Origin of the sequence: Marinobacterium iners DSM 11526 (assembly GCF_900107855.1) — a bacterium.
Classification (GTDB): Bacteria; Pseudomonadota; Gammaproteobacteria; order Pseudomonadales; family Balneatricaceae; genus Marinobacterium; species Marinobacterium iners.
Genome location: NZ_FNRJ01000001.1, coordinates 110,974 through 126,044, shown reverse-complemented (window position 1 = coordinate 126,044; position 15,071 = coordinate 110,974). Strand labels below are relative to the sequence as shown.

Annotated in this window: 13 protein-coding genes; 7 read left to right on the top strand and 6 right to left on the bottom strand. The window is 54.4% G+C overall.

Translation table 11 applies throughout. From position 1 onward, the window contains the following. Positions 1–2: 2 nt before the first annotated feature. The 3 genes from BLV48_RS00670 (at position 3) to secD (ending at position 3,498) form a co-directional block, all read left to right on the top strand. The gene (locus BLV48_RS00670) at positions 3–674 is read left to right on the top strand and encodes an RES family NAD+ phosphorylase (protein WP_091821500.1); all 672 of its coding nucleotides are present in this window, start codon (positions 3–5) and stop codon (positions 672–674) included. Between the two features lie 99 nt (positions 675–773). Further along, the gene (locus BLV48_RS00665; protein ID WP_091821497.1) at positions 774–1,154 is read left to right on the top strand and encodes a hypothetical protein; all 381 of its coding nucleotides are present in this window, start codon (positions 774–776) and stop codon (positions 1,152–1,154) included. A 76-nt stretch (positions 1,155–1,230) separates the two neighbouring features. Further along, positions 1,231–3,498, top strand: coding sequence for a protein translocase subunit SecD (secD, locus tag BLV48_RS00660; protein WP_091821494.1), 2,268 nt, complete (start codon positions 1,231–1,233; stop codon positions 3,496–3,498). A 2-nt stretch (positions 3,499–3,500) separates the two neighbouring features. On the opposite strand, the gene BLV48_RS00655 is transcribed toward secD, so the two are convergent. The 3 genes from BLV48_RS00655 to BLV48_RS00645 all read right to left on the bottom strand — a co-directional run bounded on the left by BLV48_RS00655 (position 3,501) and on the right by BLV48_RS00645 (position 6,681). Beyond that, entirely contained in the window at positions 3,501–4,415 is a 915-nt protein-coding gene (locus tag BLV48_RS00655; protein WP_091821490.1) for a LysR family transcriptional regulator, read from the bottom strand. A gap of 91 nt (positions 4,416–4,506) precedes the next feature. Then, entirely contained in the window at positions 4,507–5,418 is a 912-nt protein-coding gene (gene argF, locus BLV48_RS00650) for an ornithine carbamoyltransferase (protein ID WP_091821486.1), read from the bottom strand. Positions 5,419–5,481: 63 nt separating this feature from the next. Beyond that, positions 5,482–6,681, bottom strand: coding sequence for an aspartate aminotransferase family protein (locus BLV48_RS00645; protein WP_091821482.1), 1,200 nt, complete (start codon positions 6,679–6,681; stop codon positions 5,482–5,484). A 270-nt stretch (positions 6,682–6,951) separates the two neighbouring features. Here BLV48_RS00645 and grxD point away from each other — a divergent pair, with 270 nt between their 5' ends. Then, entirely contained in the window at positions 6,952–7,287 is a 336-nt protein-coding gene (grxD, locus tag BLV48_RS00640; RefSeq protein WP_091821479.1) for a Grx4 family monothiol glutaredoxin, read from the top strand. Between the two features lie 233 nt (positions 7,288–7,520). On the opposite strand, the gene BLV48_RS00635 is transcribed toward grxD, so the two are convergent. Together BLV48_RS00635 and rnt are read right to left on the bottom strand one after the other, a co-directional pair. Beyond that, on the bottom strand, positions 7,521–9,857 hold the full coding sequence (locus BLV48_RS00635) for a sulfatase-like hydrolase/transferase (protein WP_091821475.1): 2,337 nt from the start codon (positions 9,855–9,857) through the stop codon (positions 7,521–7,523). Continuing rightward, positions 9,854–10,480, bottom strand: coding sequence for a ribonuclease T (gene rnt, locus BLV48_RS00630; RefSeq protein ID WP_217632932.1), 627 nt, complete (start codon positions 10,478–10,480; stop codon positions 9,854–9,856). Before rnt ends, BLV48_RS00635 begins: the two co-directional genes overlap by 4 nt. 165 nt (positions 10,481–10,645) lie before the next feature. On the opposite strand from rnt, the gene BLV48_RS00625 reads away from it, so the two are divergent. The 3 genes from BLV48_RS00625 (at position 10,646) to BLV48_RS00615 (ending at position 14,593) form a co-directional block, all read left to right on the top strand. Beyond that, entirely contained in the window at positions 10,646–11,503 is an 858-nt protein-coding gene (locus BLV48_RS00625; protein ID WP_254774937.1) for a flagellar protein MotY, read from the top strand. A 112-nt stretch (positions 11,504–11,615) separates the two neighbouring features. Then, entirely contained in the window at positions 11,616–12,842 is a 1,227-nt protein-coding gene (locus tag BLV48_RS00620) for an argininosuccinate synthase (RefSeq protein ID WP_091821467.1), read from the top strand. A gap of 155 nt (positions 12,843–12,997) precedes the next feature. Continuing rightward, complete coding sequence (locus tag BLV48_RS00615; RefSeq protein ID WP_091821464.1) at positions 12,998–14,593, top strand: response regulator; 1,596 nt, start codon at positions 12,998–13,000, stop codon at positions 14,591–14,593. Here BLV48_RS00615 and BLV48_RS00610 read toward each other — a convergent pair. Beyond that, positions 14,581–14,952: a hypothetical protein gene (locus BLV48_RS00610; protein WP_091821461.1), complete on the bottom strand. Its 372-nt coding sequence runs from the start codon at positions 14,950–14,952 to the stop codon at positions 14,581–14,583. The two genes, BLV48_RS00615 and BLV48_RS00610, sit on opposite strands and share 13 nt — an antisense overlap. Between the last annotated feature and the right edge of the window lie 119 nt (positions 14,953–15,071).

Below are 15,071 nucleotides of genomic sequence, written 5' to 3'. Positions count from 1 at the left end.
CCATGCAGCAGCTGATGCCTGAATGGGAGCGAGCGCATCGACTGGTGCCCAGCCACTTTCCGCCAATCAATCTGTTCGAAAGCGTTGCTGATCCCGAGGATTTGGACATAATCTTCGAAATCGAGGGACTCACCAATGATCGCCTGATGGATGATGTGGGGGACCTGAGACGAGTGCCCGCTTCGGAACGAATATCCGGTTCCGGTTCGACCCCAGTGATGGCGGCATTCACTCACGTTGGATATGCCAGTCGGTTTACCGACGGGCGCGATGGTGTTTACTACGCCGGAAATTCCTTGGATGTGGCAATCGCCGAAACGCGGTATCACCGTGAGCGTTTTTTGTCCGCGACTCAAGAGCCCGATACGGAAATCACCATGCGTGAATACATCAGCATGATTCAGCTGCCGCTGTTGGATATTCGCGGTGATCAGTACGTGGCACTTCACCATCCTACGGATTACTCGGCTGCTCAGCGGTTTGCACATGATCAGCGCAAGGCGGGAGTCAAGGGACTGTTGTATTCCAGTGTGCGCTGTGCCGGTGGGGAGTGTGCTGCGCTATTCACTCCGAGGGCGACCTCGATCCCTATACAGGGAGGCCACTATCGATACGTGTGGAGCGGTGCTGCGCAACGAATTGTATCGGTTCTGTCGGTCAGCCTGGTCAAGTAACGGTCGATTTGCTGCAATGCTGTGAGCAGCTGATCGCTGTGGATTGACGTTGATACAGTGTCAGGTTCATACTCGAACTTCTAATCAGGAGTATTCCGGTTGTCCCACGTCTCCGGTGCTGTCGCACCTCTTCCCACCTTGAATCAGCGTTACAGCCTGTCTGTCATGTTGATGCTGCTGGCCGCCCTGCTGCTGGGGTTCGGCATGCTCAACGCTGGGGTGAAGCAGAGTGGTTACGTGGGCACCTCCGATGCCAGAGTGGCGTTGGTTCAGCCGAGCAGCCTGTTGGCGACGGACGAACAACAGTCACTGACGCCGTTAGACAGCGGTGATGAGCCGCAATGGCTGCTGGCGCTGTTGTCTGGTCTGGTACTGCTGCTCGTTGCCCGTCAGATTATTCCGACTCCAGTATCATCGCCTGCCGCCAAAGCCTGGGCGGCGGTCAGTCTGCCTCCCCTGCGTGCCCCACCCGTCCGCTGATCTCTCAGTATTCGCCGCTTAACGGCGGTTCAGTTCTGTTTGTTTGATCAGTTGTTGATGAGATCCGGGGATCATAATGAAAGTATTCTCCTGGCGGACCCTTGCCTGTGGTCTGCTGATTCTGTGTGGCCTGCTCAGCGCCGCACCCAATATTCTGCCGCCCAGTGCCAGCCAATCACTGCCGCAGTGGTACACCGATAACACCCTGTCATTGGGGCTTGACCTGCAGGGCGGCTCACATCTGCTGTTACAGGCCGATCTGAGCGAAGTACCCGATCAGGCGCAGTTGCGTCAGGATGTGATGGCTGCGAGTTTGGAGGTGGTGCGTCGGCGCTTGAACGAAACCGGACTGGTGGAGCCCTTGGTGGCGCGCCAGGGGGATGATGCCATTCTGGTGCAGATGCCCGGAGTAGCTGATCCGCGCGAGGTGCGCGAACTGCTGGGCACGACCGCCAAAATGACCTTTCACTGGGTGCTGATGGGTGGAGAAGCGGTGGCGGAGATGACACTGCCGACTGTCGAGGGTGATCAGTACTATCGACTGGATAAGGCGGTGGCGTTGGAGGGCAAGCATATCCGTGATGCTCAGTTGGCCTTCAATCCGCAAACCGGTGCTGCCGTGGTCAACTTTACGCTCGACACCGATGGGGGGCGTGAGTTTGCCCGCATGACCGCCGATAACATCGGCCGCCCGCTGGCAATCGTGCTGGATGGTCGGGTGCTGACGGCACCGGTGATCCGCAGCGTGATCGCTGGTGGCAGTGGCGAGATCAGCGGCGACTTTACCCCGCAGGAGGCCGGAAAACTGGCGCTGCTGCTCAGAGCCGGGGCGTTGCCGGTGCCCCTTGAGGTTGTCGAAGAGCGCTCGGTTGGTCCTGATCTGGGGCGTGACGCCATCAACATGGGCCTGACAACCGGCCTGATCGGCTTCGTGCTGGTGGTGGCGTTCATGCTGGTGGTCTATCGTGGCCGGGGGCTTATCGCCTGTCTGGGGTTGGCCGTTAACCTGGTGCTGATGCTGGGAGTGCTCAGCCTGTTTCGGGCGACACTGACGCTGCCCGGCATTGCCGGAATCATCCTGACACTGGGGATGGCGGTGGATGCCAATATTCTGATCAACGAGCGCATCCGGGAGGAGAGTCGGCGCGGGCGCAGTGCAGCTATGGCTGTTAAGGAAGGTTTTGCCCGGGCCTATGCCACTATTCTGGATTCCAATCTCACCACTCTGATTGCGGTCAGCCTTCTGTTTTTGATGGGCAGCGGGCCAGTGAAGGGGTTTGCCATCACCATCGGTATCGGCCTTGTCACTTCACTGTTTACCGCCATTACGCTGACGCGGCTGCTGACCGAGTGGCAGATTCGGGGTCGTGAGCGTCAACCGATCCGCTGGGGTGGCTCGGGCTGGCTGGACCGACTCAGTGCCCGAGTACCTAATGTGATGAAGGGGCGTGTAGTGGGCCTGATCGCCTCGGCAGTACTGTCATTGGCGGCGGTTACGCTGTACCTGCAGCCGGGTTTGAAATATGGCATCGACTTTACTGGCGGCACGCTGGTTGAAGTATCGGCACCGGGGCTGGCGGCAGAATCGCTGCGATCGGTATTGCCGCAGCAGGCCAGTCTGCAGGAGATGGGAGTGGATGGGCACTATCTGGTACGCCTGCCGGTAGCGGCAGAACCGGCAATCACGGCCGAGCAGATGGAACAGCTAAAGCAGACCATACAGGAGCAGAGCCCGGCTGCCAGCTTCCCCAGAACCGAACTGGTGGGGCCCAAAGTCAGTGGTGACTTCAGTGATCTGAGCATCCTGGCCGTATTGCTGGCAGGCAGTGGTGTGCTGGCCTATCTTTGGTGGCGGTTTGAGTCGCACTTTGCGCTGGCGGCAACCCTGACCATTGCGTTGGATCTGACCAAAACGATCGGCTTTTGCGTATTGGCGGGGGTAGAGTTCAATCTGACAGCGGTGGCCGCTCTGTTGGCGCTGATCGGCTATTCGGTCAATGACAAAGTGGTGGTATTTGACCGTGTGCGTGAAAGTCTGCGTGCTACACCGGACAAACCGTTGCTGACGCTGCTCAATGAGAGCATTGCTGCCACGCTGACGCGTACGGTGTATACATCCGTTACGACATTGCTGGCGTTGTTGCCAATGGCGTTGGCTGGTGGCACTGCCGTGGCCAGCTTCGCACAGCCGATGCTGTTTGGGGTGGTGGTAGGCACCAGTTCATCGGTGTTCATCGCTGCACCCTTGTTGTATTGGCTGGCGCAGCGTCGTGCGTGCCGTGGCGAAGCACAGCTGCGCCTGACCACAGAGGAAATCCGCCGGGAGTTGGCGCAGATGCCTTAAGCTCAGGCCGAGCGGATGCCGTTCAGGTTGCGGAAAGTGACATCGCGGGCGGTGCTCAGGAAGTCGACCATAAAGTCGGCGTCTTTCTGGTCCTCCCGCATGGCGGCATAGAGCGTGCACCAAAGCCCCTTTTCGCCCAGTGGGCGGGCAGCAATGTACTCCCGCTCCAGATACTCATGCGCCGCCCAGTTGGGCAGGGCAGCCACGCCGCGGCCGCTGGCGACCAACTGCATGATCATCACGGTCAGCTCGGCGGTACGAATCTCGGCGGGCTCCACATCCGCAGGGTCGAGAAAGCGCGAGAAAACATCGAGTCGATCCTGTTCAACCGGGTAGGTGATCAGGGTTTCCTGGGCCAGGTCCTGAGGTTGTATGTGGCGTCTTGCTACCAGTCGGTGCTGCCGGCCCATGACGAGTACGGACTCATAGCTGAACAGGGGAACATAGTGAATCCCGCTGCGCTCTTCCGGATCGGAGGTGATCACCAGATCCAGATCACCCCGTGCAAGTGCCGGCAATGGTTGAAAACTGAAACCGGTAGACAGATCGAGCTCCACCTCAGGCCAGTGTTGGCGGAAATAGTCTATGGTCGGCATCAGCCAGTCAAAGCAGCTGTGACATTCTATACAGATGTTAAGGCGTCCGGTTTCACCGCCAGCAAGGCGCATGACGTCACGCTCAGTGCTGCGAACCATCGGCAGCAGCTCGTCAGCCAGTGTCAGCAAGCGCTGGCCTGCGCTGGTAAAGCAGATCGGTCGGGTCTTGCGGATAAACAGTGAGCAGTTGAGACGCTCCTCCAGGTCCTTGATCTGATGAGAGAGTGCAGACTGGGTCAGGTGTATCCGTTCGGCAGCCTCGACCAGACTGCCGGCATCGCGCAGCGCGGTCAGTGTTTTAAGATGACGTATCTCGATCATACCCGGTTCCCGTAATCAGAATCACAGCCAGTATAGTATCGAATGTGGGAGTCTGGCGAGGTAAGGACAGCCCTGTCGGGCTGCCGGAGGATCACTTGTGGTTGACCAGCAGAAACTCGAGCAGCGCCTTTTGGGCGTGAAGGCGGTTTTCGGCTTCTTCAAACACCACTGAGCGCGGGTCATCGAGCATGTCTTCACTGACCTCTTCGCCGCGGTGGGCGGGCAGGCAGTGCATGAACAGGGCGTCAGGTGAAGCCAGGTCCATCAGCGCTGGGCTGACCTGGTAACCACGGAACTCGCGTACACGCTCACGCTGCTCCGCTTCCTGTCCCATGGATGCCCAAACATCAGTTACGACAAGGTGAGCGCCTTTGACAGCCAACTCTGGGCTTTCAAACACGCTCACCCGGTCACTGTTGCGGGCGACCAGATCCGCGTTGGGGGCAAACTCTTCCGGGCAGGCAATGTTCAGGTGGAAATCGAATTGGCGCGCTGCGTTGATATAGGAGTTGCACATGTTGTTGCCATCGCCGACCCAGGCTACGGTTTTTCCCTTGATGGAGCCGCGCTGTTCGATGAAGGTCTGCATGTCGGCCAGCAGCTGGCAAGGGTGGTATTCGTCCGTCAGGGCGTTGATAACCGGGACGCGTGAATAACGCGCGAAGGTTTCAACCAGTTCGTGGCTGAACGTGCGTATCATCACTACATCGACCATGCTGGAGATGACGCGCGCGCTGTCTTCCACTGGCTCGCCACGACCCAGTTGGGTATCCCGGGGTGACAGAAACATGGCGTGACCGCCGAACTGGGCCATACCGGCCTCGAAGGAAACGCGTGTGCGGGTGGATGCCTTCTCGAAGATCATCGCCATGACCTTGTTTTTCAAAGGCTCGTAGGTTTCACCGGCATTGCGCATCTGCTTGAGGATGATGGCCCGCTGCACGATCTGCTGCAGCTCTTCTGGCGTCATGTCGAGCAGGGTCAGAAAATGTCGTGTACTCATAGGTCAGTTGTCAGTCGGCGGCCGAAGCCGCCGGCTCCTGAGGTCAGTTAAAGGGGGTCTTGCTCATTCTGCGCTGTCGCGCTCTTCACCTGTATATACCTTGATCAGCTGCGATACAGTGCTGACCAGAAGGTCAGCTTCGCTGTCACTCATGATCAGAGGGGGCAGCAGGCGCACGACCTTGCCGCCACCGGTCACATTCAGCAGTATGCCTTTTACCTTGGCCAGTACGACCAATTCAGAACCGGCCTCTGTCAATTCGATGCCGATCATCAGGCCCTTGTTGCGTATCTCTTTTACGTACTGGCTGTGGCCAAGCTGTGCACGGAAGCCGTTAGCAATGCGCTCACCCAGTTCAGTAGCACGGGCACAGAGGTTGTCCTGTTCAATGGTATCGACCACGGCGATTCCGGTAGCGCAGGCCAGCGGGTTGCCACCATAGGTGGTGCCGTGCGTACCGGGCGTTAGAACATCGGCTGCGATGCCCTGTGCCAGACAAACGCCGATCGGGAAGCCGTTACCCAGGCCCTTGGCAGTGGTCACTACATCGGGCAGGATGCCGTTCTGCTGGAAGCAGAAATAGGTTCCGGTACGACCATTGCCGGTTTGAACTTCGTCCAGCATCAGCAGCCACTGGTGTTGATCACATATGTCGCGCAGCTGGTTCAGGTAGTCAGGTGCCGGAATGTGAATGCCGCCTTCGCCCTGCACGGGCTCAACCAGCACCGCCACTACGTTGGGGTTGTTGCGGGCAACCTGGCGCACCGCCTCAACATCATCGTAGGGAACACGTACAAAACCGCTTACCAGTGGTTCAAAGCCTTGCTGGGTGGCGCGGTTGCCGGTGGCGCTCAGAGTGGCCAGCGTACGTCCGTGGAAGGACTGATCCATTACAATGATGGCCGGGTTGTCGATGCCGCGGTTGTGACCGTAACGACGAGCCAGCTTGATGGCGGCCTCGTTGGCTTCAGCGCCTGAATTGGCAAAAAACGCGTTTTCCATACCGGAGATACGGGTCAGCTTGGCGCCCAGTTCAGTCTGCTGTGGAATGGTATAAATATTGGAACAGTGAATCAGCTTTGCAGCCTGTTCACTGATCGCGCGGGTGATGGCCGGATGTGCGTGGCCAAGCCCCGTGACTGCAATGCCACAAAGGGCGTCCAGGTACTTGTTACCGTCAGTATCGTAAAGCCAGGCACCCTCGCCGTGATCGAAGGCAACTGAGAGCCGGTTGAATACATTCATCAGTGGCTGCGTGGCCATGGGGGACTCTCCCTACAACGCAAAAAGGCAGCCAGAGCTGCCGAAAAAACGACCATTCTATGAGTAGCTACCGCGTTTGGCAATTTAATCCTGCTGCCACAAGGTAACAAAATGGTCTCCAACGACTTGAAAAAGTATGGTCTTTCCTCGATAAACAGTAAACAGATTTCCGCCGGGTTGTGATGGCTAAGTTGAGTGATTTGGTGGGTTATATGGTAGACTGTTGCTCACCGGCACAGTCCGACAAGTGTTAACCAAAGGTGTTTCTAAATGAGTGTAGTCGACACAATCAAAGAACAGATCGAAAACAATGCCATCCTGCTGTACATGAAAGGTACGCCGAGGTTCCCGCAGTGTGGTTTTTCTTCGCGTGCGGTTGAGGCCATCATGTCCTGCGGTGAGCGCTTTGCCTTCGTTAATATCCTCGAAAATCAGGATATCCGTGCCGAGCTGCCCAAGTATGCCAACTGGCCAACATTTCCGCAGTTGTGGATCAACGGTGAGCTGGTTGGGGGTTGTGACATCATTTGCGAGATGGCTGAAAGTGGCGAGTTGAAAGAGATGATTCAGGCGGCGGCCAAGGATGCCGGTGAGGCTGAGGCCTAAGGCAAGTAGTTGTATACAGCAACGCATTATCGAAGCATGACTGATGCTGTATTGAGAGAGTTGGGCCAGTCCTTCAACCATCGATGGCAGTTCAGTTGATCAGTTGAAGATCAACTGGAAAGTAAATGGCTGCGGTGAGTGTGTGAACGGGCTGGTCCCTTGAGTCTTCTTCCAGCTCCACGATTTTGAAACCTGGATGTCTCTCAGCCCGGTGTTAAACGAAGAAGCAATGGTCAATTAATTCGGATGGCTAAGCTTTCATTTGGGCTTCCCAGGAACTCTTGTTGAGTTTGATTCTTGTCAATAATCGCAATATATGGCGTGCGAAACTCCAGTGTTCGCCATGCATCGAGGTTGGTTGACTCCAACGCAGGGCGCATGTCTTCTTTGTCTCTGCACCAGGCGCTGTCATGGGCGATAATTGCAAATACTTGGAACGACTCGCGGTTAATTATGTTCTGGAATGAGTCTACGAGTGGTTCCTGGTGTCGGTAAGGCTCACACGTATCCTGGTGTTGAAGTACCACGGCGCTTTGATCGTTCCCAAGCCCGATCAAGGTTAGTCCTCTACTGAGTTCCATGTCGCTTGTGCCTGTCTCTATGCGTGAGTTGCCGGAAGGCGAACTGGAGGAAATCAGGGTGAAAGATGAGTTTATGGATGATTTATAATCGATGACATCTGCTGTTCCGTAGCGATCAAGAAGCAACAATTGTTGCCGCTGCTCGGCGTACAGTTTACCGGCACCCTGAACCTTATAGGCCAATAGCTCTTCTTCCAATTGGTACTTGGAAAAATGTATTTTCTCTCTGAGTGCTAAGCGTTTGAAGGGCTTGTCTGCACCAAGTGCACCATAGGACATGCAAAATAAGGTATCGCTCAAAGGGGGGGCGGGGTTGATACTTTTTTTCCCGGGGCAATGGTCCACCAAAATAAAAAGCTGTTCCGGTGCCAGGTCGGAAACCTGATAAGACAAAGATGGGTCTTCTATTGATGGGAAGCGGACTTCTCTGACATGCAGGTCTGCGTTGAGAAGTATCAGTGCCGGGAAATCAAGCACCCGCTGTCCCAAAAAAAGCTTTTGAGAGTTTGGCTGTACAGTAATGCCTGCTTCTAATTGTGGAAATGACCATAGGGATTTAAAAAAATTCCTGTAGCTTGTAAGTGTGTCATCCAGAGATGTGTGTGCTTCGGTAAGTGTGGGTGTGTTTTTATCCAGTAATGAGCGCCCCATTCCCAGAACCCGGATTGGACTGCCAAGCAATTGTAGAATTGTTGGTCCAGTATCCAGCGTAGATCCTGGTTTACTGATCTGATCACCAGAGTGGTTTGGGGCAAACATCATGAGCAAGTTACGACGGGGGGATTGGTTTAAGAGTCCAGAAGCAGTGTTTTGCATTGCCAAATGATCGGATGCTACAACGATAATGGTGTTGTCTGCTGCCTTGCTTGAAAGTAGTCGGCGTATAAATGATGAAGCCAAGCGGTCTGCGCAATGAACGGCATTCAGCATCGGATTTTTTCCATCTGCATACTGTACCTCCTTGCATGTGCTTGACTGGAGGCCTGATGGATGGTGTGTATCAAGAGTAAGCATAAATAAACCAAAAGGTTGGTTTTTGGTGCTTAACTCCTCAAAGCGTTGATATGCCAAATCGTAAAGTGTGTCATCGAAAAGCCCCCAGGATGAGGTGTATAAGGGGTTTTTGAGTGTGTGATGTAACTCCTGTAATCCTTCAATACGCTGAAAGTTATGAGTTTTATAAAAGCGTCCTTTGCCAGCAAAATTTAGATGCGCACCGCCAAGGTAGTTTAATTCATAATTATGTTTGGATAGTAAGTCACCCAGGCAATTTGCTCTTGGGAGAAACTGATCCATACTGCCCATTGCATTGCCATTTGCGGGTGTTATTAAAGGTACACCGCACTGTGAAGCTGTAATTCCTGCAATTGTCCAGCCGGTACCGTATGCCTGTCGTATATCTGTGAAGCTTATGGCTTGCTGTTCAAGGGCACTCAGTTCTGGAAGCAGGTTCGGAAAAATTCTTTCATTAAAATAGGTGCGCTCAAGGGACTCTAAATAAATGAAAACCAAATTCTTTGGGCTTTCGGGTAAGGAAGCTTTCTTTATGTCTATATAATCAGAGGGTGTGCCGCTCTGGTTTGAGTAAAAAGCTCTTCCAATGTCCAAAAGTGTAGGATTTGTGGCTAAAGCTGCAATGAAGACTGCTATGCTGGTTGAGTAGCGTATGGGCTTTATGTGGTTTTTATTATAGCTTTTCCGATAGAGAAGGGTGCTCATTAATAAAATGGATAGGAGATATGCTGTACTGAGCGCTATTAGGTAAGAGAATTCTTTAAGGCCGGCGCCTTCCATGTCAGTGTTTAAGTGATAAAGGACCGATTCGTTGACTCCTGATCCGGTTAAATGATCAGCAACAAAATAGAAACCAAGTAAAAAAAGTTGAAAAAAGCACAGTAATGCCAATATCACTCGCATGGGGATGGTGCGAATTGATTTGAAGCTTAAAGCTATTGCGGTCAGAGAGAGTAAAGTGGACAAGAGGGTCATTGGTAGCCTCTAGTGGCTAGAACCATGTCCCAGCCGCCCATGTCTTTCCAGGTGTTAACAATGGCGCAGAACAGCTCTGCGGTCTTGACGGTGTCATATAGCGCTGAGTGCGCCTGTTTGCCGTCAAAGTCGATGCCGGCCATGTTGCAGGCCTTTGCCAAAACGGTCTGGCCGTAGGCCAGTCCTGCCAGCGAGACGGTATCGAAGGTGGAAAACGGGTGAAAAGGGTTGCGCTTGATACCGGCTCGATCAGCTGCGTTGGTAACAAACCCGTGGTCGAACGATGCATTGTGGCCCACAAGAACGGCCCGCTTGCATCCGTGTGACTTGATCGATTTTCGGATCGGCTTGAAAATTTGCTCAAGTGCCTCCTCTTCAGGCAGGGCGTTACGCTCCGGGTCGTGAGGGTCGATTCCGGTAAAGTCCAGAGCGGACTGCTCCAGATTGGCACCCGGAAATGGATCTACGTTCGCATCGTAGCTCTGATCGATCATCAGGTAGCCGTTCTCATCCATCGTAAGCGTGACGGCCGCGATTTCCAGCAGAGCATCGGTACGCGGGTTGAAGCCGGCGGTTTCGACGTCAATAACGACCGGCAGAAAACCGCGAAAACGATCTGCCATTGGATGAGGGGCTGAATTGCGTTGAGTCAACGAAAGTCCTTATTGCAGCAGGTGATTGGCCGCAGGCATTCTAACAGTCTGGGTAGTGGCGTCAAAATGAGAGTTAAAGTGCCTGCGGCTGGTGCCGATACTTGAATGCTGACCTGATTGTCGGGAGAGACCGAATTGAAATATCCCAGTATGGCCCTGCTATTGCTCCTGTTGCTGCCGGGATGGGCGCAGGCCGTTGTGTTTCGGGCATCAATCGATCAGTCTGTGTGGGAAATGGAAACTTCGCGTTTTTTTTGTCGCTTGAGCCAGTCTGTACCTGCGTTCGGCCGAGCCGTGTTCGAGCATGAGGCGGGTGAACCGTTGCGTTTCAGGCTGCAGCCCACGCAAACCTTTCAGCTAAGCGGGTCTGCCATGCTGGTGGCGCAGGCATCGCCCTGGCAGCCGGGGGAGGCGCCGTTCAACATCGCGGAAGTTGAAGTGGATCAGCAATCGGGTGTGCTTGAGTTGGACAGTGAGGCGGCCAGTCAGATGCTGGTTGCGCTGCATCGTGGCATGACCCCAACCTTTTCCAGCGAGCGCTGGTATCAGAGTGATGAGCCGGTTCAGATTGGTATTTCGGCAGCCAATTTCAAATCAGCCTATGATGATTATTTGGGCTGTCTTGATACGTTGCTGCCGGTAAATTATCGTCAGGTGGCACGTACGGCGTTGCTGTTCCCTTCTGCTGCTTGGCAGTTGTCCGATGCAACGCGTGAGCGGCTCGACTTGATTGCCCTTTATATCAAGACCGATGACAGTGTGCATTCAGTGTATGTGGATGGCCACTCAGACAATTACGGTCGGCGTCTGTTGAACCGTGATCTGTCCAAGCGCAGGGCCGAAGAGGTGACGCGTTATCTGGTCAGTCAAGGAGTGTCGGAAGATATGATCACCACTCGCTATCACGGTGAACGCTATCCGGTCGTGCCCAACAATACGGCAGAAAATCGGGCACGGAACCGTCGTGTGGCGATCCGGCTTGAGCGCGAATAGAGGCTGTTCAGCGCCTTTGTGCTTTCTGGTATGATACTCGCCTTTGTGCCGAGTGATTTGTTTCCGTGTGCCGGTCGTGGTGACCGGCACACTCAGTTTCTGGAGCAGCAACATGTCCGATATAAAAAAGGTCGTACTGGCGTATTCGGGTGGGCTTGATACCTCCGTCATCGTGCGCTGGTTGCAGGATACCTATAACTGCGAAGTGGTGACCTTTACTGCCGATCTGGGGCAGGGTGAAGAGGTAGAGCCTGCACGTGCAAAAGCCGAAGCGCTGGGCGTGAAAGAGATCTACATTGAAGACCTGCGTGAAGAGTTTGTGCGTGACTTCGTATTCCCGATGTTTCGTGCCAATGCCATCTACGAAGGTGAATACCTGCTCGGTACGTCGATTGCGCGTCCGTTGATCGCCAAGCGGTTGATTGAAATTGCCAATGAGACCGGTGCTGATGCGATCTCCCATGGCGCTACAGGCAAGGGTAACGATCAGGTGCGTTTTGAGCTGGGTGCATATGCGCTGAAGCCGGGCGTGAAAGTGATCGCTCCCTGGCGTGAGTGGGATCTGACGTCCCGTGAAACGCTGATGGCGTATTGCGAAGAGCGCAACATCCCGGTGGACTTCAGCAAGAACAAGAAGAAGTCGCCTTACTCCATGGATGCCAACCTGCTGCATATTTCCTACGAAGGCGGCATTCTGGAAGACCCCTGGGCTGAAGCCGAGGAAGACATGTGGCGCTGGAGCGTCAGCCCCGAGCAGGCACCGGATGAGCCGACCTACCTGGTACTGACCTACCGCAATGGCGACATCGTGGCTATCGATGGCAAAGAGATGAGCCCGGCAACTGTGCTGGAATATCTGAACAAGGTGGGTGGTGCCAACGGTGTTGGCCGTCTCGACATCGTCGAAAACCGCTTTGTCGGTATGAAGTCCCGTGGCTGCTACGAGACGCCGGGGGGCACCATCATGATGAAGGCTCACCGTGCTATCGAGTCGATCACCCTGGACCGCGAAGCGGCCCACCTGAAAGACGAACTGATGCCGCGTTACGCCGAGATCATCTACAACGGCTTCTGGTGGTCGGAAGAGCGCAAGATGATGCAGCAAATGATCGACTACAGTCAGCGCAACGTGAATGGCGAGGTGCGTATCAAGCTGTACAAGGGTAGTGTAAGCGCTGCCGGCCGTCGCTCTGAAGATAGCCTGTTTGATGAAAGCATCGCGACCTTTGAAGACGATGCCGGTTCCTACAACCAGAAAGACGCCGAAGGCTTCATCAAGCTGAACGCGTTGCGCATGCGCATTGCAGCCAGTAAGGGGCGCAACCTGCTTGAAGACTGATTTCCTGTTGAAGGAAATCTATAGGGGGCGATGCCGGCACATGTCGGCATCGCCCCTTTGTTTTTGTGCTGTGCTAAAGCCCTGTGTGGAAAAGGGTTTTGCCTGCAGTCAGACCCTCATGCTATTTTTTCGGTAGTCTTGGTTGCTGTAGGCCTATGGATACTCTTTTTTCAGGCAAAAAGGTGCTGATCCTCGATAAGCAGCTGGAAGACCTCCGGACGTTGCGTGATCTGCTCACCGGCCTGGGGTTCGGGCACATCGAGGTCGCGTCGTCCGTCAATATGGCGCTGTCGATTCTGCGTGAGCAGAATGTCGATATCTGCTTTATGTCCTATGATCTGGGCAAAGGTGAAAAAAGTGGCCTGCAGGTGATGCATGAGGCTCAGGCTGAAGGCATTCGTCATTACGGAACCGGTTTCGTGCTGGTGGCCGCCCCTGAAACATCCGAGCTTTTATTTGGCTCTCTCGAGTACTCCCCTGATCTTTGTATCAACAAGCCTTATAACGGTGTCCAGTTACGCCAGGTCCTTGAGAAGCTATTGCGTTTGAAACAGTCTCTCAAGCCCTTGTCTGAGCTGATGGATCAGCAGAAATGGCTTGAGGCGCTGATGCTTTGTGATCAAAAGATTCGAGAATTTCCGGCGCTTAAGATATTTCTACTGCGCTTCAAGGGGATTATTCTACTGAGGCTGGAACGTTACCCGGAAGCGCGGACGCTGTTTGAGCGCATGCTTGAAGCACGTGATCAGCACTGGATGCGAGTGGGGGCAGGCGTTGCAGCGTACCGTGAAGGGCGTTTCAATCTGGCCTATGACTGTCTTAGTACGGTGATTAATCAGCAGCAGGTTAGTGTGGATGCGTTCAATTGGTTGGCGCGATTGCATCGTTTGCGCGGAGATCTTAGTCAATCGATGACATTGCTGCGCAAGTCTGTCTTGCTTCAACCCTCAGTCGCGGCACTGCAAGGGGAGCTTGGCAATGTGGCAGCCCGGTTGCAGGACTGGCGCTTGGCAACTGATTCCTTTCGTGCAGCCATTCGCTTTGGTCGCTATTCGGCCTTTCAATTGCCGGACTATTATTTTGCTCTGGCGCGTTCGCTCAGTGACCGTGTCGAAGGGCAGCAGGGGGGGCTGGCCGCTGAGTCCGAGGCTGAAGCGATTCAAGTGCTGGAACAGGTCATTTCCGACTTCGATCAGGATCGGGTGGCACTTTTCAAATCTCGCCTTCTGTTATCAGATGTTTTGCGCCGTAGCGGAGATGTGCCGAGGGCGGAGCAGGCAGCAAGGTCGGCACTGGATCTTTTCCTGGCACTGCCGCTGGATGATCAGGCGCAGTGGATTGATCAGCTTAGCGACGGGTTGGAGCTGTCGGAAGCCTCACGCAGTGTGGCAGTGTTGCGTCAGGAGTTGACCCGTAAAATGGTCAATATTGACTGGGCCAGAGCTAATCTCAAGGGCATGATGCACTTTCGCAAGGCCGAGCTCGCGCAGGCCTGTGACGCGTTTGCCTTTGCTTTGCAGGTGCAGCCTGATAACCCCAGCATTGGCTTGAATCTGGTACAAACTGAGCTGGAATTGATCAAGCGAGGTCTATCGCCGGATTTGCTGGCATCAATCCGATGCTGTGATGATGTGCTCTATGGAATCCAGTATGCGGCGCTCAGCGCCCGCCAACAGCAGCGTCATGCGGCGCTGGCTGAGCGGCTGGCTGCCCAGGTGCAGCTATTGTCACAGCAGGATCAGAATAACTGATCCTCATCCTTGAGAAACATCTCTGAATCCATATCGTCGCTGTCGGCTGCTACATATTCATCAGGGTGGACGATGGAGCGTGCGACCTTACGACTGAGCAGCTTGCGCTGGGCGGCGTCTGGCAGGTCAGTGAAGCGTATCACCTGACGGTCGATAAGGGTGTCGATCAAGTCTTCCAGGATGCGGATGGTGGATAGATCCGAATCTTCCAGAAACTCGTTGGCGGTAAAAGCAGAAGAATCCAGAGACAGGAAGCGTAATACCTCTGGATTGGCGGCATCCACTGCTTGGGAGTCAGGGATCTGACGATCGGTCAGGGCGGTGATATTGCCCGCTTCGTCTCTGAGTGCGTAGAGCATTACAATAAACCTGATCTAAGCTAAGTAAAGGTTCGAGTGTAGCTCTAGAACTCTCGGCTGTAACCTGTATTTAGGGTTTATATCGATTAAAACAAGTGTTAGAATTTTGTTTTTACACT